The organism is Novosphingobium sp. 550D (genome assembly GCF_057401885.1).
In genome coordinates, this window is sequence record NZ_CM171613.1 from 322,470 (window position 1) to 345,000 (window position 22,531).

Annotated in this window: 17 protein-coding genes and 2 rRNA genes (1 of these 19 running past the window's edge); 14 read left to right on the forward strand and 5 right to left on the reverse strand. The window is 62.8% G+C overall.

The window, feature by feature from the left end:
* The first annotated feature begins 77 nt into the window (after window positions 1-77).
* Window positions 78-1,079 (forward strand): threonine aldolase family protein, encoded by a 1,002-nt coding sequence (locus AC2S2E_RS01565; RefSeq protein ID WP_486523494.1) that lies wholly within the window; start codon window positions 78-80, stop codon window positions 1,077-1,079.
* Window positions 1,076-1,966 (forward strand): DMT family transporter, encoded by an 891-nt coding sequence (locus AC2S2E_RS01570; protein WP_486523495.1) that lies wholly within the window; start codon window positions 1,076-1,078, stop codon window positions 1,964-1,966. Before AC2S2E_RS01565 ends, AC2S2E_RS01570 begins: the two co-directional genes overlap by 4 nt.
* 557 nt (window positions 1,967-2,523) lie before the next feature.
* Here AC2S2E_RS01570 and AC2S2E_RS01575 read toward each other — a convergent pair.
* Together AC2S2E_RS01575 and AC2S2E_RS01580 are read right to left on the reverse strand one after the other, a co-directional pair.
* Entirely contained in the window at window positions 2,524-2,685 is a 162-nt protein-coding gene (locus tag AC2S2E_RS01575) for a hypothetical protein (RefSeq protein WP_476104421.1), read from the reverse strand.
* Between the two features lie 567 nt (window positions 2,686-3,252).
* Window positions 3,253-3,852, reverse strand: a complete 600-nt coding sequence (locus tag AC2S2E_RS01580; protein ID WP_476104423.1) for a c-type cytochrome — start codon at window positions 3,850-3,852, stop codon at window positions 3,253-3,255.
* A 208-nt stretch (window positions 3,853-4,060) separates the two neighbouring features.
* Here AC2S2E_RS01580 and AC2S2E_RS01585 point away from each other — a divergent pair, with 208 nt between their 5' ends.
* From AC2S2E_RS01585 to AC2S2E_RS01640, 12 genes are all read left to right on the forward strand, one after another.
* Complete coding sequence (locus tag AC2S2E_RS01585; protein WP_486523497.1) at window positions 4,061-4,957, forward strand: prephenate dehydratase; 897 nt, start codon at window positions 4,061-4,063, stop codon at window positions 4,955-4,957.
* Between the two features lie 173 nt (window positions 4,958-5,130).
* Window positions 5,131-5,775: a DUF4129 domain-containing protein gene (locus tag AC2S2E_RS01590; RefSeq protein ID WP_486523498.1), complete on the forward strand. Its 645-nt coding sequence runs from the start codon at window positions 5,131-5,133 to the stop codon at window positions 5,773-5,775.
* Window positions 5,776-5,779: 4 nt separating this feature from the next.
* A complete protein-coding gene (locus tag AC2S2E_RS01595) occupies window positions 5,780-7,009 on the forward strand; it encodes a DUF4350 domain-containing protein (protein ID WP_486523499.1) in 1,230 nt (409 codons plus the stop codon).
* A gap of 32 nt (window positions 7,010-7,041) precedes the next feature.
* On the forward strand, window positions 7,042-7,968 hold the full coding sequence (locus tag AC2S2E_RS01600) for an AAA family ATPase (protein WP_486523500.1): 927 nt from the start codon (window positions 7,042-7,044) through the stop codon (window positions 7,966-7,968).
* Between the two features lies 1 nt (window position 7,969).
* Complete coding sequence (locus AC2S2E_RS01605; RefSeq protein ID WP_486523501.1) at window positions 7,970-9,316, forward strand: DUF58 domain-containing protein; 1,347 nt, start codon at window positions 7,970-7,972, stop codon at window positions 9,314-9,316.
* On the forward strand, window positions 9,313-10,362 hold the full coding sequence (locus AC2S2E_RS01610) for a stage II sporulation protein M (protein WP_486523502.1): 1,050 nt from the start codon (window positions 9,313-9,315) through the stop codon (window positions 10,360-10,362). Before AC2S2E_RS01605 ends, AC2S2E_RS01610 begins: the two co-directional genes overlap by 4 nt.
* Window positions 10,359-11,246 (forward strand): RDD family protein, encoded by an 888-nt coding sequence (locus tag AC2S2E_RS01615; protein ID WP_486523503.1) that lies wholly within the window; start codon window positions 10,359-10,361, stop codon window positions 11,244-11,246. The genes AC2S2E_RS01610 and AC2S2E_RS01615 overlap by 4 nt, the downstream gene beginning before the upstream one ends.
* Complete coding sequence (locus AC2S2E_RS01620; protein ID WP_486523504.1) at window positions 11,243-11,698, forward strand: GNAT family N-acetyltransferase; 456 nt, start codon at window positions 11,243-11,245, stop codon at window positions 11,696-11,698. Before AC2S2E_RS01615 ends, AC2S2E_RS01620 begins: the two co-directional genes overlap by 4 nt.
* A 65-nt stretch (window positions 11,699-11,763) precedes the next feature.
* Window positions 11,764-12,888, forward strand: a complete 1,125-nt coding sequence (gene ispG, locus AC2S2E_RS01625) for a flavodoxin-dependent (E)-4-hydroxy-3-methylbut-2-enyl-diphosphate synthase (RefSeq protein ID WP_486523506.1) — start codon at window positions 11,764-11,766, stop codon at window positions 12,886-12,888.
* A gap of 791 nt (window positions 12,889-13,679) precedes the next feature.
* Complete coding sequence (locus tag AC2S2E_RS01630) at window positions 13,680-16,118, forward strand: TonB-dependent receptor plug domain-containing protein (protein WP_486523508.1); 2,439 nt, start codon at window positions 13,680-13,682, stop codon at window positions 16,116-16,118.
* Window positions 16,119-16,214: 96 nt separating this feature from the next.
* Complete coding sequence (locus AC2S2E_RS01635) at window positions 16,215-19,187, forward strand: amidohydrolase family protein (protein ID WP_486523509.1); 2,973 nt, start codon at window positions 16,215-16,217, stop codon at window positions 19,185-19,187.
* A gap of 112 nt (window positions 19,188-19,299) precedes the next feature.
* The gene (locus AC2S2E_RS01640; RefSeq protein ID WP_476104440.1) at window positions 19,300-19,665 is read left to right on the forward strand and encodes a VanZ family protein; all 366 of its coding nucleotides are present in this window, start codon (window positions 19,300-19,302) and stop codon (window positions 19,663-19,665) included.
* A 52-nt stretch (window positions 19,666-19,717) separates the two neighbouring features.
* Here the strand turns inward: AC2S2E_RS01640 and adh are convergent, their stop codons facing one another.
* The 3 genes from adh to AC2S2E_RS01655 all read right to left on the reverse strand — a co-directional run.
* Window positions 19,718-21,238 carry an aldehyde dehydrogenase gene (adh, locus tag AC2S2E_RS01645; protein ID WP_476104441.1) on the reverse strand — a complete coding sequence of 507 codons (1,521 nt, stop codon included), beginning with the start codon at window positions 21,236-21,238 and terminating at the stop codon, window positions 19,718-19,720.
* Window positions 21,239-21,512: 274 nt separating this feature from the next.
* Window positions 21,513-21,627, reverse strand: a 5S ribosomal RNA gene (gene rrf, locus AC2S2E_RS01650).
* 151 nt (window positions 21,628-21,778) lie between these two features.
* A 23S ribosomal RNA gene (locus AC2S2E_RS01655) occupies window positions 21,779-22,531 on the reverse strand; it runs 2,040 nt beyond the window's last position.

Below are 22,531 nucleotides of genomic sequence, written 5' to 3' on the forward strand. Positions count from 1 at the left end.
GTGGCAAAGCTAACAAAGGGTTGGGGCGGGCAAGTCCAGCGTATTGACGGGCCATGGCGCCTGCGCAAAGACGCGCCATGCCTTTTATGTCCGACAATGCCGCCCCTGTTCATCCCGCCGTTTGGACTGCGATGCAGGCCGCCGATGCGCCCCAGCCGCCTTATGACGGCGACGATTTAAGCGCGGCGATGGATGATGCCTTTTCCGCGCTGTTTGGTCGGCCATGCAGCGCGATCTGGGTGGCCAGCGGGACGGCGGCGAACTGCCTTGCCCTGGCCGCGATGGTGCCGCCGCATGGCGCCGCGCTGTGTCATGAGGCGGCGCATATCGAGGTGGATGAATGCGGGGCGCCGGGGTTCTTTACCCATGGGGCCAAACTGGTGCTGGCGGGCGGGGATCATGCCAAACTCTCGCCCGATGCGATCCGGGGGCGGCTGGCCAGCGTGGGCGAAGGGGTTCATCACACGCCCGTCACCGCGATTTCGATAACGCAGGCCAGCGAGGCGGGATGCGTCTATACGCCCGCAGAAGTGGCCGCGATTGGAGATCTGGCGCGGAAAAAGGGGCTGCATTTTCATATGGATGGCGCGCGCTTTGCCAATGCGGTGGCGCATCTGGGCTGTTCGCCCGCGGCGGCCAGTGTGGAGGGCGGGGTCGATGCGCTCTCGTTCGGCTTTGTCAAAAACGGCGGGATGAGCGCGGAGGCATTGGTCTTTTTCGCCCCCGACATGATCGAGGCGACACGTTTCCGCCGCAAACGCGCCGGGCATCTGCAATCCAAGGGCCGCTATCTGGCCGCGCAAATTCTGGCCATGTTGAAGGGCGACCTGTGGTTGAACAATGCCCGCCATGCCAATGCGGCGGCGGGTGAAATCGCGGCCGCCGTCGCCGATCGCCTGATCCATCCGGTGGAGGCCAATGAGGTTTTCATTGCCCTGAACGGCGCGGAACGCGCGGCCCTGCGCGCCGCCGGTTTTGCCTTTTACGATTGGGACGACACCGCCGCCCGCTTTGTCACCGCATGGAACAGCCCGCAGGACGAAGTGCTGGCTCTGGCCAAAGCCCTGCGCGGGTTATGAGCGGCGCGATCAAGGGCGGCGCTTTGGCCAGTTTCGCCATCGTCAGCCTGATCTGGGGCAGCACATGGCTGGTCATTAAGGACCAGATCGCCTTCAGCCCGCCGGGGTGGACGGTGACGTGGCGCTTTATCATCGCCGCCATCGGCATGGCGGGGCTGGCGGCCTATCGCGGCGAATCTCTGGCCCTGTCGCGGAGGGCGGTGGGGCTGGCGGCGCTGGTCGGGTTTTTCCAGTTCTGCGCCAATTTCCAATTGGTCTATCGCGCCGAGGATCACGTGCCATCGGGCCTTGTCGCGGTGCTCTATGCGCTGATGATCGTGCCCAATGCCCTGCTGGGGCGCATCGCCCTCAAATCCCCGATCAGCGGACGCTTTCTGGCCGGGTCGGGGGTGGCGATCGTCGGCATCGCCATGCTGATCACCCAGGAATATCGCGAGCATGGATCGGGCGGCAACACGCTGCTGGGCGTGGGGCTGTCGCTGGGGGGCATCCTTTGCGCCTCGGTCGCCAATATCCTGCAAAACACCGCGCTGGGCCGGGCGCAGCCGGTCGTGCCGCTGGTGGCATGGGCGATGGCGGCGGGCGCGCTGGCCGATGGCGTGACGGCCTATGCCCTGCACGGAGCGCCCGTCCTGCCCCATGATCCGCGCTTCTGGGGCGGAGTGGCCTATCTCGCGCTGGTCGGATCGGTCGCGGCCTTTCCCATCTACTTCGCACTTATCCGCCGCATCGGCGCAGGGCGCGCCGCCTATACCAATGTCATCGTCCCCGTTATCGCCATGACCCTCTCCACCCTGTTCGAGAATTACCGCTGGAGCCTGCTGGCCGCGGCGGGGTCTTTGGTCGCCATGGCGGGGCTGGCCATTGCGATGAGTGGGAGGAGGTAGGGTTTGGTGGGAGGTTTTTTTGGGGGTGAGAGTGCCTCCGGCGGGCAAAGGGCGGGGGCCCTTTGCAATCCCGTTAATGTTATCGTCGTGCCAAAGGTTCAGCGCGGCGCTTGGGTGCAAAGTGGCGGGTTTTAAGGGCCGCTGCGCGGCGGGTGAATGTCTTGAAAGTTAGGGGGAGCGGACATCTTCATCGAGATGGAAATGGGCAAACTGGGATGCCAATAACAAGAAACGCCAAAACGCTCCCAATAACAAAGAATATTCCCGCGATGAATTACCTCAGCATGGCACATGTTTGACACCAGACTCGAACGTCCGCAATAGCACCGTCTCCGGAACGTCTCTTTTCTTCCCGCGAAGCGGCTTAACAGCCCTTACCTCCCCCCACCCACAACGCCGATCCCGAAACGAGCCGCCGCCAGTAACGGGATTGCAAAGGGCCCCCGCCCTTTGCCCGCCGGAGGCATCTGCCCTCTTAAAACCCCATCCAAACACCAGAAAGGCCGCGCAAGGCATGACGCCCCACGCGGCCCTGATGGGAAAACGCCTGCGGTAAATCAGGCCAGCGCGAGTTCCTGCGTATCGGCCAAAATGCCGCGATAATGGCGGGCGCGTTCAAGGTGGCGGTCGCGCTTGTCGGGGCGCTTGGCGCAGGCGGCCAGCAGGTAGCAGCGGTCGATACGGCGGATCAGAAAATCGGCGCTCCATGTACGAGCCATTTTACCATCTCCTGTTCTTATATCTCTACTGTTGCGATAGACATAGTCTGCCGCGAATCGGCGCCATGTTTCAACCCCCATGCGCCGGATTGAGGTCAGCTTGCGTTGACCTGAACCAATTCGCAACAATAAAAATCTGTCCTACAGAAAACCAATTCGGTTATTTAACCCCGTATCCGCAACGGTCCTTATGCGCATGGGCCAATGCGGTAATTCGGGCCGGCGCCGTTGGGCCGGGTTCTTGGCGAAAGTGTTAATCAAGCCGTGGACCACGCCACATTGCGCCAACCGGAGGGACGGGCCAAGCTCCGTCATGACAGGCCATGCGAGCCCGCCTGTCATGGCCGCCCGATCCGCCGTCAGGGCCGAATCGGGCTGTGAAGCAAGGCGGCTACCCGATCATTCGCACGCGCACGCGGCCCTTTCGCGCCCGGACACAGGGCGCCCACGGTGTCGGCCCGATCTCTGCACGCCCACCGCCGGTCCTTGGGCCAGCGGGCACTTGTCATGCCCGCACCCCGAACAAACAACGCGGGCATTTGCCGTGCCCGCTGAAATGCCCGGATCTTACTTAGCGCTTTCGGCTGCCGAAGCGGCGTCGGATGCCGGTGCATCACCGGCTGGCGCTGCTGCGGCAGGCGCAGCGGGCAGGGGCAGGTTCGAACCTTGTTGGTTCAAATAGACCATGACCGCGGCGCGATCCTCCGCCGATTCCAGACCGGCAAAGGTCATCTTGGTGCCATCGGCAAAGGCGCGCGGATTCTTCAGCCATTCGTTCATATTGCTGAAGTCCCACTTACCCCCCTTGCCCGCAAGGCCAGCCGAGAAAGCGAAACCGCCGCGCCCCTTGCCAATTTCATCGCCAAAGATGGCGTGAATATTCGGCCCGATGCCATTGGCCCCGCCCGGCGTGATCGTGTGGCACGATGCGCATTTGGCGAAAACCTGCGCGCCCTTGGCCGGATCGGCCTTGGCCAGCAGTTCCTCGATCGGAACCTCGGCCGGGCCTTCCTTGGCCCCGGACACGCCTTCGATAGGAAAGCCCATGTTTTCGGGGCGGTTTTCCTTGTCGGCACGGAAATAATGGCCCGAAAGGCTTGATAGTCCCAGCGCAACCACGGCGGAACCCAGTACCCAACCGGCGATGGTATTGAAACGACCGCTCATCAACAATGCCCCGTCCCATATGCTTCCAAAGGAAAAATCCCCGGAAGGCGTTTTGCCCTCTGGTGTAGAGAGCGTGAAACCCAAGCGCAAGGCGGATTTATCGCCACCCGCCAGTATTCATGCCCCACTGTCGATACAATTGCATCCGACAGGGTTAAACAAAGCCCACTGGCGCAACAGGTAAAATCAGCCTAAGCGCGACACCGCTATGCACAGCTATCCTACGCCCGCTCTGATCCAGGTCAAAGAACTGACCGCCCAAGCCGCTGAAAATCCTGCACGCGCCATTGCGTTTCAGGGTGCGCCGGGGTGCAATTCGCACCGCGCGGCTCTGGAATATGCGCCGACTTGCGCGGCTTTGCCTTGTTTCAGTTTTGAGGACGCGCTGGACGCGGTGAAGGAAGGGCGTGCCGATCGCGCCATCATCCCCATCGAAAACAGCCAGCATGGCCGCGTGGCCGACATCCATTTCCTGCTGCCCGAAAGCGGCCTGTCGATTGTGGGCGAACATTTCCTGCGTATCGAACATGCACTGATGGCGCTGCCCGGCGCCAAGGGGCCTTTCGCGGCCGCCTATTCCCACCCGCAGGCGCTGGGCCAGTCGCGCCATTATCTGCGTGAACGCAGCATCGTGCCGCTGGCCTATGCCGACACCGCCGGGGCCGCCGCCTTCATCAAGGAACAGGGCGACCCGGCCGCCGCCGCCATCGCACCCGCGCTGGCCGCCTCGCTCTATGACCTCGACATTATCGAAAACAATGTCGAGGACGCCGCCGACAACACCACGCGCTTTGTCGTGCTGGCCCGCGCCCCGCTGGACCCGGCCACGATCGATGGCACGGCAATGACCACGATGATCTTTGAGGTCCGCAACGTCTCGGCGGCATTGTACAAGGCGCTGGGCGGGTTTGCCACCAACGGGGTCAACATGACCAAGCTGGAGTCCTATCAAAAGGGCGCCAGTTTCTCGGCCACGATGTTTTTTGTCGATATCGTGGGCAAGCCCGGCGAAGAGCCGGTGGACCGCGCGCTGGAAGAAGTCGCCTTCCACTGCAAGGATCTGCGCCTGTTGGGCAGTTACGCGCAAAGCCGCCCGCGCGGCTGAACCCAACGCCGCCCGCGCGGCTGAACCCAACGCTGCCCGCGCGGCTGAACCCAACGCCGCCCGCGCGGCTGAACCCAGCGCCGCCCCTGCGGGTAAAGCACGGACAGCCTTGCGCCAAATTCCGGCGCGTGTAACAACCTGCCCCGCATGGATAATCGGGGCAGGAACCACGTGTGAGCGCATCAGCGGCCAGCCGGTCGGCAGAGGCCCGGCAAGCGTGGAACGCGATCCGGCAATCGCGCGATCTGCAATTCACCCCCCTGCCCGACTGGACGCCACCGCCCACGCCTGACTGGATGAAGGCGCTGGCCCGGTTCCTGCGCGATCTGTTTGAGCCGGTGGGGCGGGCGCTGGGCCTGTCATGGCCGGTGGTGGAAAAGATCCTGCTGGTGATGGCGGCGCTGGGGGTGGCTTTGCTGCTCTGGCAAATCGGGCTGGCGTTGCGGGCGCGGATTGCCGCCATGCGCCGCGCGCCCGCCGCCGCGCCAGAATGGAACCCGGACGCCGCCACTGCCCGCGCCCTGCTGGAGGAGGCCGACGCTCTTGCCGAAACGGGGCGGTATGATGAGGCAACCCACCTGCTCCTGCTGCGCAGCCTTGAACATATTGCCCAGCAACGCCCCCATGCCATGACCCCGGCCAGCACGGTGCGGGAAATCGGCGCGCTGCCGTTTTTGTCGACCCCCGCCCGCACGACCTTTGGCCAATTGGCCGGATTGGTGGAACAGGCCCGCTATGCCCTGCGCCCGCTGGGGGCCAATGAATGGCGCCATGCGCGGGCCGCCTATGCCGATTTCGCCGCAAGGCCGGTGGCGTGACGGCATGAGCAAATCGCAAAACCCCTTCTCCCCCCTTGCCGCGCTGGGCCTAGTGCTGGCGGGCGGCGTGTTGCTGGTGGCGATGCTGTGGATGATCGGCGCGGGGGTTGCGGCGGGCGACATCAATGACGGCGGCGCGCATGGTGGCGGGCGCGGCCTTAACGGTTATGGCGCGCTTTATCGCCTGCTGGAAAAGACCGGCCACCCGACCGATTTCGCCCGTGATGAAAATGGCTTTCGGCAAAAGGGCCTGCTGATCCTGACCCCGCCGCAATATGCCGATGGGGGCGATATTGAACGGATCGTGGCGATGCACCGTGCCTATGGGCCGGTTCTGGTCATCACCCCCAAATGGCTGGCCAGCGGCGCCAGCACCGATCAACCCGGCGTTGAGCAGGGCTGGGTGCGGATCAAGGATGTGGATGCGCCCCAATGGGAAGGCTTTCTTGACGACGTGGGCGTAACCATCGCCCCGGCCACCCCGCCGATCACGGATCGTCAGGGGGCGAGCGCCATCCTGCCCTATCCGGCCAAGGTGATGAGCGGGGGGGTCATGAGCGGGAGCGGGAAAAAGCTGATCCCGCTTGTCTCGGATGCGCAGGCGCGCATTCTGGCGGCGCGCTATGACGATCCCACGGGCAGTGCGCTGACGCTGATTTTTGAACCCGATCTGGCCAACAATGCCGGGATGGCGCGGTGGGACAATGCCGAAATCACCCTGCGCCTGATCGACCGGATGGCGGGGGTGGGCGATCCGCGTGTGACCTTTGACCTCACGCTCAACGGGTTGGGGCGGCAACCCAACTTGCTGACGCTGGCCTTTACCCCGCCCTATCTGGCCGCAACACTGGCGCTGATTCTGGCGGGGGTGGCGGTGTTGTGGCGGGCCTATGCGCGCTTTGGCCCGCCTCTGGCCCCGGTGCGCGACATTGCCTTTGGCAAGCGGGCGCTGGCGGAAAACTCAGGCGGGTTGATCCGGCGGGCGCGGCGGTTTCACTTGCTGCCCGGACCTTATGCCGATGCGGCGCGGGGGCGGATCGCGGCGGCGCTGGGGCTTGCCCCGCATGGCGATCCGGTGGTGATCGATGCCGCCATCGAACGCGCCCTTGCCGCCCGCACACCGGAACACAGTTTCACGCAAGCCTGCGCCAGATTACGCGCGGCGCGGCGCCCTGCCGACATCTTGCGCGCCGCGCGTCAATTGCATGCCATTGAAAGGATTTTGACCAAATGACGACATTGGCATTATCGGCGGGATTATCGGCCATGGCAGACATGGCCCAGGCGATCCGAGACCAGATCGCCCAAACGGTCGTGGGTCAGGAACAGGCGGTCGATCACCTTGTGGTCGCGCTGTTTGCCGGGGGGCATGTGTTGATGGAAGGCCCGCCGGGCACGGCCAAGACGCTGCTGGCGCAAAGTTTTGCGGCGACGCTGGGCCTGCAATTCGGGCGGATCCAGTTCACGCCCGATCTGATGCCGGGCGACATTCTTGGCTCGAACCTGTTCAATTTCCAGACCAGCCAGTTCACCCTGACACGCGGGCCGATTTTTTGCGACCTGCTGCTGGCCGATGAAATCAACCGCACCCCGCCCAAGACGCAAGCCGCCCTGCTGGAGGCGATGCAGGAGCGGCGGGTGACGCTGGACGGGGTGGCCCATAGCCTGCCCGAACATTTCATGGTGGTGGCGACGCAAAACCCCATCGAATCGCAAGGCGTCTATCCTTTGCCGGAGGCCCAGCTTGACCGCTTTCTGTTCAAACTGACGATCCCCTATCCCGACGCGCGCGAAGAAGCGCAGATCATCGCCCGCCATGGCGCGCAAAAGACCGCCATTCCCGCCGCCGCCGTCCTGTCGCCCGAACATCTGGCGCAGGCGAGCGCGGCGGTCGCCGGGATCACGCTGGCCCAGCCGCTGGTCGATTACATCGTCCGCCTGATCCGCGCCACGCGCGACAGCGCCGACCTGTCCTGTGGCGCATCGCCGCGCGCGGGCGTGCTGCTGGCCCATGCGGCGCGTGCGCGGGCGGCGCTGGGGGGCCGCGATTATGTGGTGCCCGATGATGTAAAGGCGCTGGCCCCGGCGGTGTTGCGCCATCGCCTGCTGCTCTCCCCCACCGCCGAGATTGAGGGCAAGCAGACCGAAGCGCTGGTGGCCGATATCATCGAACGGACCGAGGCGCCCCGATAGGATGCTGCGCCGGATCGCCCCCGGATTGCAACGCGCAGGCACCCTGCTGCGCCCCGGCCTTGTGCCCAGCCCGCGCTGCGTTCTGGCGCTGGTGTTGCTGGGGCCGGTGGCCTTGGCACTGGCCGCGCTGGTGCCAGCCGCATGGGTGGCGGCGCCCTTGCTGGGGCTTGGGCTGTTGGGGCTGGTGTTGGTCGATGGTGCTTTGGCCGCGCGGTTGGAGGATGTGGCCGTCCACGCCCCCGATCAGGTCGAGATTGGCGAGACTTCGGCCATAACCATCGCCGCCCACCTGTCCAAACCCGCCGCGATGGAGGCCGCCCTTGCGCTGGACCCACGCCTTGCGCCGGGGGGAAAGATCAACGCATCGCTGACCGATGGCCAAGGCCAAGCGCGGTTTGCCCCCAGCCGCCGATGCCATGGCGCAATCGAAACGCTCTGGCTGCGCTGGAACGGCCCGATGGGGCTGGCGCAAAGGGTGGAGCGGCGTGAGATCGACCGCGCGATCCGCGTGCTGCCCTCGGTGGCGGCATTGCGCGGGGCGACGATGCAGGCCTATTTGCGCGACGCCTCATTGGGCCTGATTGCGCGGCGGCTGCGCGGTGAAGGGCAGATGTTCGAGACGTTGACCGATTATCAGCCCGGCATGGACCGGCGGCGCATCGACTGGAAAGTATCGGCCCGCCACGCCCATCTCTATGCCAAGGAATATGAGGTCGAACGCAACAATCCCATCGTTCTGGCGATGGATTGCGGGGCGGCCATGTGCGAGCCGGTGGCGGGCCTGCCCCGGCTGGACCGGGCGGTGAGCGCAGCGCTGCAAATGGCATGGGTGGCGCTGAAAGGAGGCGACCGCGTTTCGCTCTTTGGCTTTGCCGAAAGGGTGATCGCATCGACGCCCTTTGTCACCGACACACGCGATTTTCACCGCCTGCGCCATGCCGCCGCCGATCTGGACTATCATGCGCGTGAGGGCAATTTCACGCTTGCCCTCTCCACTTTGGCCCAGCAATTGGCGCGGCGCAGCCTGATTGTGGTGTTTTCCGAATTTTCCGACCCTACCAGCGCGGAACTGATGCTGGAATCCATTGGGCGCCTTATCGCGCGGCACAGGGTGCTTTTCGTCTGTCTGCGCGATGAGGAACTTGAAACACTGGCCGGGGCGGAGCCGGCCGATATGGACGCTCTGGGCGGATCGGTCGCGGCCAGCGCCCTGCTGCGCCAGCGCGAATGGGTGATGAAGCGGTTGCGCGCGATGGGCGTCGATGTGGTCGAGGCCGCCCATGACGCCATAGGGCCGCGCCTGCTCGACGCCTATATGGCGATCCGCAGCCGGGGAGGGATCGGATGAAAGACTGGATCACCCGCCTTTGGCGCAAACAGACGCAGGAGGCCACCCAAGCCCCCGCCGCCCTGCGCTCCGACCGTTTCCGTCAGGCCCGTGAGGGCGACTGGCGGCGGCTGGAAAGCATTGTCACGGCGGTCGAGAAAGGGCGATTGCGGCGGCTGTCGGATGATGATCTGCTCGACCTGCCGGTGCTTTATCGCCAATTGGCCAGCAGCCTATCGGTCGCCCGCGAAACCAGCCTTGATGCCGCCGCTCTCGCCTATCTGGAGGCGCTGGCCCAGCGGGCGTGGTTCATCATCTATGGCCCGCGGGACAATTTCGGCGGGTGGTTCAAGGGCTTCATCCTGGGCGGGTGGAGCCGGGCGGTGCGCTCGATCCGCGTCGATATTTTGATCGCGCTGGCGCTGATGGTGGCGGGCGTAGCGGTGGGCTGGATGCTGGTGGCGCATGATGCGCAATTTTATGGCATGTTGGCCGGGGCGGACCCGGTGCGCCACCCCGGCGCCAGCGCGAAGCAATTGCGCGCCACCCTGTTCGGCAATCAGGATCAGGACGCGCTGGCCGCCTTTGCCGCCTATCTGTTCGGGCATAATGCGCAGATCGCGATCCTGTGTTTCGCGCTGGGTTTCGCCATCGGATTGCCCAGCGTGCTGCTGCTGATCCAAAACAGCGGGATGTTGGGGGCGATGCTCTGGCTGTTCCATTCGCAAGGGTTGTTGTTCGATTTTTCCGCATGGATCATGGTCCATGGCACGACCGAATTGTTCGCCATCCTTCTGGCCGGGGCCAGCGGCATTCACGTCGGGCGGGCCATCGCCTTTCCCGGCGAATTATCCGTCATGGCCAGCACGGCGGCGGCAGGGCGACGTACCGCCCCCGTCATGCTGGGCGTCGTGCTGATGCTGTTGGTGGCCGGCATGCTCGAAGGGTTTGCGCGGCAATTGATCGATGCCTCGCTGCCCCGCCTGCTGGTGGGGGGCTTCATGCTGGTGTTCTGGCTGGTCTATTTCTTTGTGTACGGGTCCGGAAATTGGGGGGCGCGCAAATGAAACTGCGCCCCGATCAGCGCGAGATCATCACGCCCGAAGGTCTGGCGCTGCGCTTTACCCTTGCGGGGCGGTCGGCGCGGCTGGGGGCTTTGCTGGTTGATCTGATCTGCATGGGCGTCATTCTGCTGCTGGCAATCTTTGCTCTGGTCTATGCCCAGCAAGGGCTGTCTGGGCTGAACATCAAGCTCCATGGCAAGGATGCCAGCCATGCCGCGCAATTCCTCTTCATCCTGTGGACGGGGCTGTTATTCCTGCTGCGCAATGGCTGGTTTCTGATTTTCGAGCTTGGCCCGCGCGGGGCGACGCCGGGGAAAAGGGCGCTGGGTTTGCGGATTGCGGCGCGCGATGGAGCGCGCTTGACGACCGAAATGGTGCTGGCGCGCAATCTGTTGCGCGATATCGAAATCTTCCTGCCTGCGGTCGCGGTCATTTCCGCCATGGGGGGCGAGGCAAGCAGCATGGTCAACTGGGCGGCGGCGGGGTGGTTTCTGCTCTTTGCGCTGATGCCCTTTTTCAACCGCGACTGTTTGCGCGCGGGCGACATGATCGCCGGGACATGGGTGGTCGAGGCCCCCCGCGCCCGTTTGGAACAGGCGATGAGCGCGCACGAATCGCCCATCGAATATGCTTTCGGCCCCGCCGAATTGGGCGTTTACGGCGAATATGAATTGCAGACCCTCGAAGGCGTCCTGCGTGAAAATCAGGCCCCGGCGATGGAGGCGGTCGCCCGCGCCATCTGCGCCAAGATCGGATGGAGCGCGCCGCAGGGGGATGAAATTCGCCGCTTTCTGGATGCCTATTACACGGCGCTGCGCGCAAGGCTGGAACAGGGCCTGCGCTTTGGCCAGCGCAAGGCCGACAAACATGATGGACAAAAACCATGACGATTGTTGAAGACGACCTGAGCGGGCCGGAGATTGCGCGCCTGCTCGAATATCATCTGGCGCAAATGCACCGCTGGTCGCCCGCCTGCAAGGTTCACGCCATGCCGATCGAGCGGTTGCGGGCGCCCGATGTGACATTCTATTCGGCATGGGTGGACGGGCAATTGGCCGGATGCGGGGCGATCAAACATCTGGACGATGGGCACGGCGAATTGAAATCCATGCGCGTCGCCCCCGAATTTCTGGGGCGCGGCATCGGGCGGACGATGCTGCACCATTTGATGGATGTGGGCCGCGCGCGGGGATACCGCCAATTGCTGCTGGAAACCGGCAAGCCGGAGGCCTTTATCCCGGCGCGGCGGCTTTATGAAAGCGAGGGCTTTGTCGAATGTCCCGCCTTTGCCGATTACACCACCGATGATTACAGCCTTTGCATGGCGCGCGACCTGTAATCATCTCTTCGCATTTGCGGCGCATGGCCAATGCGCTATAGGGCCAGAGCAAAGGAGTTGCCCCCATGTCCTCAGTCCGTCCCTGGCGTGATATCGCCCGTCGTCAAAGCCGTCAGATCATGGTCGGCAAGGTTCCCATCGGGGGCGATGCGCCCATCGCGGTCCAGACCATGACCAACACGCTGACCAGCGATGCGGTGGCCACCATCGACCAGATCCGCCGTTGCGAAGAAGCAGGCGCCGATATTGTCCGCGTGTCCTGCCCCGACGTCGAATCGACGGCTGCCTTCAAACTGATCGCGCGGGCCTCGCGCGTGCCCTTGGTGGCCGACATCCATTTCCATTATAAGCGTGCGCTGGAAGCGGCCGATGCGGGCGCGGCCTGTCTGCGCATCAACCCCGGCAATATCGGCGGGTCCGACCGCGTGGCCGAAGTGGTGCGCGCGGCGAAAGCCAATGGCTGCTCGATCCGCATTGGCGTGAACGCGGGCTCTCTGGAAAAGGACCTGCTGGAAAAATACGGCGAGCCCTGCCCCGAGGCGCTGATCGAATCCGCGCTGGATCACATCAAGCTGCTTCAGGACCACGATTTCCACGAATATAAGGTGGCGGTGAAGGCTTCGGACGTGTTCCTTGCCGTCTCTGCCTATATGGGGCTGGCCGATGCGGTGGATTGCCCGCTGCATTTGGGCATCACCGAGGCGGGCGGCCTGATCGGCGGCACGGTCAAGTCGGCCATCGGCATGGGCAACCTGCTGTGGGCCGGTATCGGCGACACGATCCGCGTCTCGCTCTCGGCCCCGCCGGAAGAAGAAGTGCGCGTCGGTTTTGAAATCCTCAAGTCGCTGGGCCTGCGCACCCGCGGCGTGCGCGTCGTGTCCTGCCCGTCCTGCGCGCGTCAGGGCTTTGACGTCATCAAGACCGTCGAGGCGCTGGAAAGCCGCCTGTCGCATATCAAGACGCCGCTCTCGCTCTCGGTCCTCGGCTGCGTCGTCAATGGTCCGGGCGAGGCGCGCGAAACCGACATCGGCCTGACGGGCGGCGGCAATGGCAAACACATGGTGTACCTGTCGGGCGTCACCGACCACACCGTCCAAAGCGAAGACATGCTCGAACATATCGTCAAGCTGGTCGAGGCCAAGGCTGCCGAGCTTGAAGCCGCCAAGGTGGAAACCGAGGCGGCGGAGTAATCCGCTTTATCGCTTCGCGATTTTGATTTTTGCAGGGGGTGTTACACCCCTGCACCCCCATTATGTTTTGGGTGACGATATGGCCTTTAAGGCCGTGCAAAGACACCTCTGGGATTATAGCCTGCGGCGCGGAAAGATTACGCTGAAAAGCGCCGCAGGCTTTCAATGCTGAACCTTGCACACTTCAGCCTTGCGATAGATCGCGCGCAACACAGACAGTAACGGGAGCGCGAGGGTCTAGACCCTCGCATTTACCCCTCCCTTTCGCCCCCGCCTGATTTCCCGATTGCGTCAAAAATCCACGCCCCGCGCCCCGAAATGCGCCACATCCCCGCACATCCCGTGCCCGTGACGCAGCATTCCCAACCCAGCCGCCGCGTCGCGCGCAAACCCACCCAGAAGCCATTCCCCGGCAATACGTCAATCTGCGCCGCTGGTCGGTTTGACACCCTGCGCCCTGTATGAAACTTTTTGGACAAGTGTGAAGGATTGCGCAGCGTCCGGTGAAATCCCGCGCGTGTTCAACCTGTTCACTTGGGGTGGAGGATGCCTCCTGAGGGGCGATGGAGCCGGCAAATGGCCCATCGAAGGAAATAGGGGGAATTTATGGGTTCGGCTTCAAGCTTGCATGATCCGTCGGTCGCGATTTGCGGCGTTTCTATGAATTCTTCCAATCAATCCGGGCCAATTCGGCATTTGGGGCACGCATCCGCGCGCGCTTAATTCGCCCGCCTGACCATCCGTGAAAATTCAAACGTCGCCGGGAACAGGCGGCAACAGGGGACATCCGCATGACCATCAGCCACGGGCGCAAATTTGCCCTCTCCACTTCCTGCGCGCTGGCCGCGCTGGCCGCAACGCCGGCGCTGGCCGCCGATGAACCAGTCGATAGCGGCACGATCATCGTCACCGGCACCCGCCAGGTCGCCCGCAGCGCGACCCAGAGCCTTGCCCCGATCGACGTGCTTTCGGTCAAGGATCTTCAGGCCAGCGGCAAGCAATCGGTGCGCGACCTGCTGGGCACGCTGGTCCCCTCGATCAACGTTTCGAACAGCGGCGCGGGCGCCAGCTTTGCGGTCAAGACGCTTTCGCTGCGCGGTCTGGCGGGCGACCATGTGCTGATCCTGGTCAATGGCAAGCGCCGCCACAACACCGCCACCATGTTCATCAACGGCACGACCCAAAACGGCCAGTCGCCCGCCGACCTTGACCTCATCCCGTCGAACTCGATCTCGCGCGTCGAAGTGCTGCGCGATGGCGCGTCGGCGCAATATGGTTCGGACGCGATTGCGGGCGTGGTCAACGTGATCCTCAAGGATGACCTGTCGGGTACGGCCACGATGCTGGGCGGCACGACGATGGATGGCGGCGGCGAAACCGCCCGTATGTCGGTGGACAAGGGCTTTGCCATTGGCGAGGCGCGCCTGCATTTGTCGGCTGAAGGCTGGCTTCAGGCCCGCACGGTGCGTTCGGGGCCCAATCCGGGGCAATTCTATGCCCGCACCGGCCAGCTTTACAGTTCGACCACCGGCGCATTTGACCCGCGTGAGGCAACCGTCAACCGCAACGTCAACAAGGCGGGCCAACCGGCCAGCGAAGGCTTCAACCTTGGCTATGATTTCAGCGTCCCGGTCGGCGCGGTCAAACTCTACAGCTTTGGCACGTTCAGCCACCGCCATAATGATGCATGGCTGACCTATCGCTTCCCTGATGCGCCCAACAACATCCCCGAAATCTATCCCAACGGCTATTCGCCCCACCTGCATATCAGCGACCATGACTATCAGGTGACCGCGGGCATCAAGAGCCAGAAGGGTGCCGCGATCAATTTCGACTTCTCGTCCAGCTATGGCGTCAGCCTCGTCTCGATGGTTGAAACCACCGCGCTTAATGCCTCAATGGGCCCGGCCAGCCCGACCACCTTCTACATCGGGCGGACCAAGAGCACCGAGTGGACCAACAATCTCGACCTGCAAAAAGACGTCAATCTGGGGCTGTATCAGCCGCTCTCGGTGGCGGTGGGCGGCGAATATCGCCAGACCACCTATGGCATCGAAGCAGGCGAGGCAGCCTCCTATATCGATGGCGGCTATCGATCGACCACCGGGGCCAATGCGGGCGTGCTGCGCACCAGCGGTTCGCAGGGCGTGACCGGTTTCGCCCCCAGCATGGCGGGCAGTTGGAAGCGCAAGGCGTGGAGCGCCTATATCAACCTTGAGCAGAAGATCCTGCCCGGCGTCGAAGTCGCGCTGGCCGGTCGCCATGAAGATTATTCCGACTTTGGCAAGACCGACACCGGCAAGGTTTCGGCGCGTATCGAACCGACCAAAGGCTTTGCCCTGCGCGGCACGGTCAGCACGGGTTTCCGCGCCCCCACGCTGCAACAGCAACACTATTCCTCGGCCAGCACGATCAATGTCAGCGGCACGCTGCTGCCGGTTTCCGCGCTGCCGGTGGATTCGCCCGCAGGCATCGCGCTGGGGGCAAAGGCGCTCAAGCCTGAACGGTCGACCAACTATTCGCTGGGCTTTGTGTTCAACGCGATCCCGCGCTTCAACCTGACTGTGGACGCCTATCAGATCAAGCTGAAGGACCGTATCCTGCTCTCCTCGACGCTGCAGGGCGCCGTGGTGCGCAGCGTGCTGGCGGCGGCCGGGATCACGTCTTCGGCGGGCGGCTTCTACTTCTCGAACTCGACCGACACGCGCACGCGCGGTATCGACATCGTGGGCACCTATCGCGCGGATCTGGGCGATCTGGGCAATGCCAACCTCAGCCTGTCGGCCAATTTTTCCGAAACGGTGTTCACCCGCGTCGATTCGGTTCCGGCGGTCCTCTCTTCGGCGGGGCTTGTCCTGATCGGGCGCGACCGTCAGGGCGACTTTACCGTGGGCACGCCGCGTGAAAAATTCATCGCCAATGTCGCCTGGGAAAAGGGTCCGGCGGCCCTAAACCTGCGCGCCACCCGTTTTGGCCGCGTGACGCAAATGAACGCCAGCGCCGCCGGGCCGGACGCCAGCATCGACCCCAAGGTCATCTTCGACTTCGACGCCAGCTACAAGCTGAGCAATGGCATCAAGCTGGGCGTGGGCGCGAACAATATGTTCAACATCTATCCCAACAAATTGCCCACCGCTTTGCAGGGCAACGGCTTCTCGCTCTACAACGCCTATTCACCCTATGGCGTGAGCGGGGGCTTCTATTACGCCCGTCTCAGCATGTCGTTCTGATAGCATCCGTCTGAAAACACCTGCGGGGTCGCCGATGATGGCGGCCCCGCCCCCATTTCCCCTTGCCGACCTTCCCCCCGCGTGGAGTATCCCTTGATGACCTTTGCCAAGCGCCCCCTCTTTCTGGCATCGCAGGCCGTGCTGGCCGCCGCCATCGCATTGGCCGGGGCGCCCCTGAACGCAGCGCCCGCCAATCTGCCGCCTCCGGGCGGCGAAACGCCGGTGGCGTTTGATGTCCACGCGGGCACGTCCTATGCGGTTTCGGTTTCGCCCGACGGCCAATGGCTGGCCTTTGACCTTCAGGGCAGCCTGTGGGTCATCCCGGCCAAGGGCGGCGAGGCCAAGCGCATCACCGATTATTTCAACGACGCCCATCTGCCCACATGGTCGCCCGATGGATCGCGCATCGCCTATTACGCCTATCGCGACGGTGACTATGACCTGTGGACGGCCAAGGCCGATGGCAGCGACGCCAAACAATTGACCCATGGCGAATTTGACGACCGCGAACCCAGCTGGTCGCCCGATGGCAAGAGCATCGCCTTTGCCAGCGAACGCGGGGGCGGATACGATATCTGGACTATCGATGTGGCGACCGGCGCACTGACCCAACTGACCAAAGGCCCGCGTGAGGATCGCGCCCCGGCATGGTCCGCCGACAGCGGCACGATCGTCTTTTCCGGCGCGGGCAGCCTCTATTCCGTCCCGGCCAAGGGCGGCGATGTCACCACCTTGCGCAGCGCCCCTGCCGGCACGCGCTATGATAGCCCCTCGCTCTCGGCCAAGGGCGCATTGGCCTATGTCACCGCCGATAGCACCGGCAGCCATCTGGAGGTGGACGGCAAGGTCGTCTCGGGCAAGGAAAACGTCTTTCCCTTCCGCGCCACATGGGCCGGGGGCGATGCCTATTACATTTCCGACGGATTGATCCGCCGCCGCACCGGGGCGAAACTGGCCACCATCCCCTTTTCCGCGCGTCTGGAGGCGATCAAGCCGGTCTATACCCGCGCCAAGCGCGATTTCACATCGACCGCCCCGCGCCGCGTTCTGGGCATTCAGCATCCTGCGCTGTCGCCCGATGGGGGCCAAATCGCCTTCGTCGCGCTGGGCGACCTCTATGTCGTCTCGGCCAAGGGCGGCAAACCGCAGCAATTGACCCATGACGAAGCGCTGGAGGCCGATGCCGCATGGTCGCCCGATGGGCGCAGCCTTGCCTATACGTCGGACAAGGGCGGCGGGTTGCCGCAGATCTGGGTGCGTGACCTTTCCACCGGCAAGGACCGTCAGGTTACCAACAGCCCGAACCAACCGCTTGGCGCGGCATGGTCGCCCGACGGCAAACGGATTGCTTTCCTCGACACTGATGGCCGCTGGGGCGTGGCAGGGCTGATGGTGGTGGATGTGGAGAGCGGCGTGATGACCCGCCTGCAACCCAGCCTGCCCCAGCCCGGCAAGCCGACGTGGAGCCCCGATGGCCGCTATGTGGCGGTGGCTTTGTCCAAACCCTATTCCACCAGTTTCCGCGAAGGCAATAACCAGATCTGGATGGTGCCCAGCGACGGCAAGGGTACGCCCTTCTGGCGCGATGCGGACAAGGCTTCGCTCGATTCGCGCGGCGGGGGCGGGCCGGTCTGGTCGCCCGATGGGCAGAAAATGGCGGGTATTCAGGACGGCGTGCTGAAAATCTGGCCGGTGTCGCCCGATGGCACAGCTCTGGGTTCCCCCCGCGCCTATACGTCCGAAATCTCGCATTATCCGACGTGGAGCGGGGACGCAAAATCGGTGCTGTTCCAAGCGGCGGACAAGTTGAAGATCGTCAGCGTCGAAACCGGCGCCATCCGCGACGTGCCGCTCGACTTCACCTATACGCTGGCGATTCCCAAAACCAGGATCGTCGTCCACGCAGGCGCCATGGTCGATGCCGTCACCGATGCGACCCAGACCAACAAGGACATCGTGATCGAAGGCAACCGCATCACCGCGATCCTGCCCCATGACACGAAGAATTATGCGGGCGCGGACAAGGTGATCGAGGCGCCGACCCTGACCGCTATTCCCGGCCTGATCGATCATCACGCCCATGCGCAAAAGGACTTTGGCGCCAATCTGCATCTGGCATGGCTGTCCTATGGCATCACCACGGTGCGCGATCCGGGCAACCAGCCCTATGACGGGATCGAGGACCGCGAGGCATCGGAAGCCGGTGTCCGCATCGGGCCGCGCATCTATACGACCGGGCCGCTGCTGGAATGGCGACGGGTGTTCTATCGCATGGGTGTGGCGGTGTCGGGTCCGGCGCATCTGGAACGCGAGATCATGCGGGCCAAGGCGCTGAAATATGACCTCATCAAATCCTATGTCCGCATGCCCGATTTCGGCCAGCGCCGTCTGGTCGAGGCCGCGCATGAGATGGGCGTGCCGGTGGCGACGCATGAAATCTTTCCGGCGGCCTATACCGGCGTCGACAACACCGAACACCTTGGCGCCACCAGCCGTCGCGGCTTTTCGCCCAAGCAGGGTCCACAGGGTAAGGTCTATGAGGATGTAATCCAGTTGTTCGGCCGTTCGGGCCGGACGCTGACGCCGACGAATTTCGGCGCAATCAACACATTCCTGGCCAAGCATCCGGAGTTCCGCAAAGATCCGCGCCTATTGCTCTATCCGGAATGGGCACGCAAAACGGTGAGCGAAGGTGAGGCCCTGCCGCCTGCGTTGCTCTCGATGCAGGCGGGGCAGTTGGAAGGTCTCAACGCCATGAAGGCGGCGGGCACTCTGATTGCGGCAGGCACCGACACGATGATCGCCCCCAATCTTCAGGCCGAAATTTCATCCTATGTCGATGGCGGCTTTACCCCGTTCGAGGCATTGAAAACCGCCACCGTCAATTCGGCCAAGGCGCTCAATCTGGATGCGGGCACGATCGAGGTGGGCAAGCTGGCGGATATCATTCTGGTCGACGGCGATCCGCGCAAGGATATTGCGGCCACATTCCGGGTAAAACAGGTCATCACCAATGGCCGCCCCTTCACCGTCGAGGAATTGCTGGCCAAGGCGCAGCGCAAGCCCTGATCCGCCTCCAAATCGGCTAAGGCATTCAATACGAGGCCGGAAGGGCAAGGGATTTCCTCTCGCTCCTCCGGCCTCAATGGTTTAGTCGAGGGCGGATCGTAAAGATGAGGGCATGATGCGGTTGGATCGAATGGCACGTTGGGCTTTGTGGCCGTTGATGATTTTTGCCACCTATATGGCGCTTTCGCCCAATCCTATGGCCATGCCCACCGATCATATGGGGGACAAGGTCAACCATATGATCGCCTTTGCCGTGCTGACGCTGATCAGCCGCGTGGCCTATCCGACAACTTCACCCTGGCGGGTGCTGGAGCGCATGGCGTTGTTCGGCGCCTTGATCGAAGTGTTTCAGGCGATCCCTGAATTGCACCGTGATTGCGATTGGCGCGACTGGGTGGCCGATATGGTGGCGACTTTGGTTGTGCTGGTGCTGCATGGACTGGCCACGCGCCGCTTCCGGATTTTCAATCGCGCATAAGAAAAGGGGCGGCACCTTTCGGCACCGCCCCTTTTCCTGTGAGACCCGTCGATCAGAAGAAGCCGAGCTTCTTCGGGCTGTAGCTGACCAGCAGGTTCTTGGTCTGCTGATAGTGATCGAGCATCATCCGGTGGGTTTCGCGACCAATGCCCGACTGCTTGTAGCCACCGAAAGCGGCGTGGGCCGGATAGGCGTGGTAGCAGTTGGTCCACACGCGGCCCGCCTGAATGGCGCGGCCAAAGCGATAGCAGGTGTTGATGTCTCGACTCCACACGCCGGCACCAAGGCCGAACATCGTGTCATTGGCGATGGCCAGAGCTTCTTCAGGCGTCTTGAAGGTCGTGGTCGAGACCACCGGACCAAAGATTTCCTCCTGGAAGATGCGCATCTTGTTGTGGCCCTTGAACACGGTCGGCTTCACGTAATAGCCACCGGCCAAATCGCCACCCAACTGCCCCGCTTCGCCGCCGATCAGAACTTCTGCGCCTTCGTCACGGCCGATGCCGATGTAGCGCAGGATCTTTTCCTGCTGCTCCTGGCTGGCCTGCGCGCCGATCATCGTGGCCATGTCGAGCGGGCTGCCCTGCACGATGGCTTCGACGCGCTTGAGGGCGCGCTCCATGAACTGGTCGTAGATCGATTCCTGAATGAGGGCGCGCGACGGGCAGGTGCAGACTTCGCCCTGATTGAGCGCGAACATCACAAAGCCTTCGATCGCCTTGTCGAAGAAGTCATCGTCGGCATTGCACACATCGGCAAAGAAGATGTTGGGCGACTTGCCGCCCAGTTCCAGCGTGACCGGGATCAGGTTTTCCGAGGCATATTGCATGATCAGGCGACCGGTGCTGGTTTCACCGGTAAACGCGATCTTGGCGATGCGCTTGGACTGGGCCAGCGGCTTGCCAGCTTCGAGGCCGAAACCGTTGACGACATTGAGCACACCGGCGGGCAGAACGTCCGCAATCAGATCCATCAGGACCAGGATCGATGCCGGGGTCTGTTCGGCCGGCTTGAGCACGATGCAGTTGCCTGCGGCCAGTGCGGGCGCCACCTTCCATGCCGCCATCAGCAGCGGGAAGTTCCAAGGAATGATCTGACCCACAACGCCCAGCGGTTCGTGGAAGTGATAGGCAGCCGTATCGTGGTCGATTTCACCGATGCTGCCTTCCTGAGCGCGGATGCAGCCAGCAAAATAACGGAAATGATCAATCGCCAGCGGAACGTCAGCCGCCATGGTTTCACGAATCGGCTTGCCATTGTCCCAGGTTTCGGCCGTGGCGAGCAGGGCAAGGTTCTGTTCCATCACATCGGCAACACGAAGCAGAACACGCGAACGTTCGGCGGGCGAAGTGCGGGCCCATGCATCCTTGGCGGCGTGGGCCGCATCAAGCGCCAATTCAATATCATCCGCGTCCGAGCGAGCGACCTGGCAAACGACTTTACCGTTGATCGGCGACACATTATCGAAATAGCGGCCAGCGCGCGGCGCCACCCACTTGCCACCAATGAAATTGTCATACTTGGCGGGAAACGGCGCTACAGCGCCAACGCGATCAGCCGATACGGCGTCCATGTTGCAAGCTCCTCTCGATTCACCAGCATTGTGCGCTGGGGCTACGCAGAGGGTTTTCACCAATTGTCAGACAGACGAAATTGGCCATTGGGATAAGGGGGTCAGATTAATTGTAATGCAGGCGCATAAGACAACACCCCCCTCAAGAAATACCTTGAGGGGGGTGTTGTCGGGCCTTTTAGGCCATCATTATGAATGGGTTTTTCTCTTCCTCCCCTTGGGGGGCAAGGAAGCTGTCTTGCGAACACACAAAGGCTCAAGCGCAGACAATAATGCCTGGCGACGACCTACTCTTCCAACGCTTGAGCGTTAGTACCATTGGCGCGGTCAGGTTTCACGGCCGAGTTCGAGATGGGATCGGGTGGGGCACTGACGCTATGGTCACCAAGCAATATGGTCTGCGCTTGTGTCTTTGGGGTTCTTGATGCCGTTCTTCTTCGATGCTGCAAACTGGCTCGACAATCGCCCTTGCTGTCATTCCCATGCGCCGCTCCCATCAAGGGAGCTTCATGCGCAGGACTGATATTGACAGTGCAGGTTCTCAAGCATGATCAGAGTTATTAGGACCGGTTAGCTTCATGCGTTACCGCACTTCCACACCCGGCCTATCAACGTGATGGTCTATCACGACTCGATGAAGTCTTATCTTGAGGGAGGCTTCCCGCTTAGATGCTTTCAGCGGTTATCCCGTCCATGCATAGCTACCCTGCTGCGCTCCTGGCGGAACGACAGGTACACCAGAGGCATGTTCACCCCGGTCCTCTCGTACTAGGGGCAACTCCTCTCAAACTTCGACGCCCACGGCAGATAGGGACCAAACTGTCTCGCGACGTTCTGAACCCAGCTCACGTACCACTTTAATTGGCGAACAGCCAAACCCTTGGGACCTGCTCCAGCCCCAGGATGTGATGAGCCGACATCGAGGTGCCAAACGATTCCGTCGATATGAGCTCTTGGGAATCATCAGCCTGTTATCCCCGGCGTACCTTTTATCCGTTGAGCGATGGCCCTTCCACGAGGGACCACCGGATCACTATGACCGACTTTCGTCTCTGCTCGACTCGTCAGTCTCGCAGTCAGGCAGGCTTATGCCATTGCACTCTAACAGACGGTTTCCAACCGTCCTGAGCCTACCATCGCGCGCCTCCGTTACTCTTTAGGAGGCGACCGCCCCAGTCAAACTACCCGCCACAGAGGGTCCCCGAACCGGATAACGGTCCTGGGTTAGACATCAGAAAACAACAGGGTGGTATTTCACCTATGGCTCCACATCAGCTGGCGCCAATGCTTCAA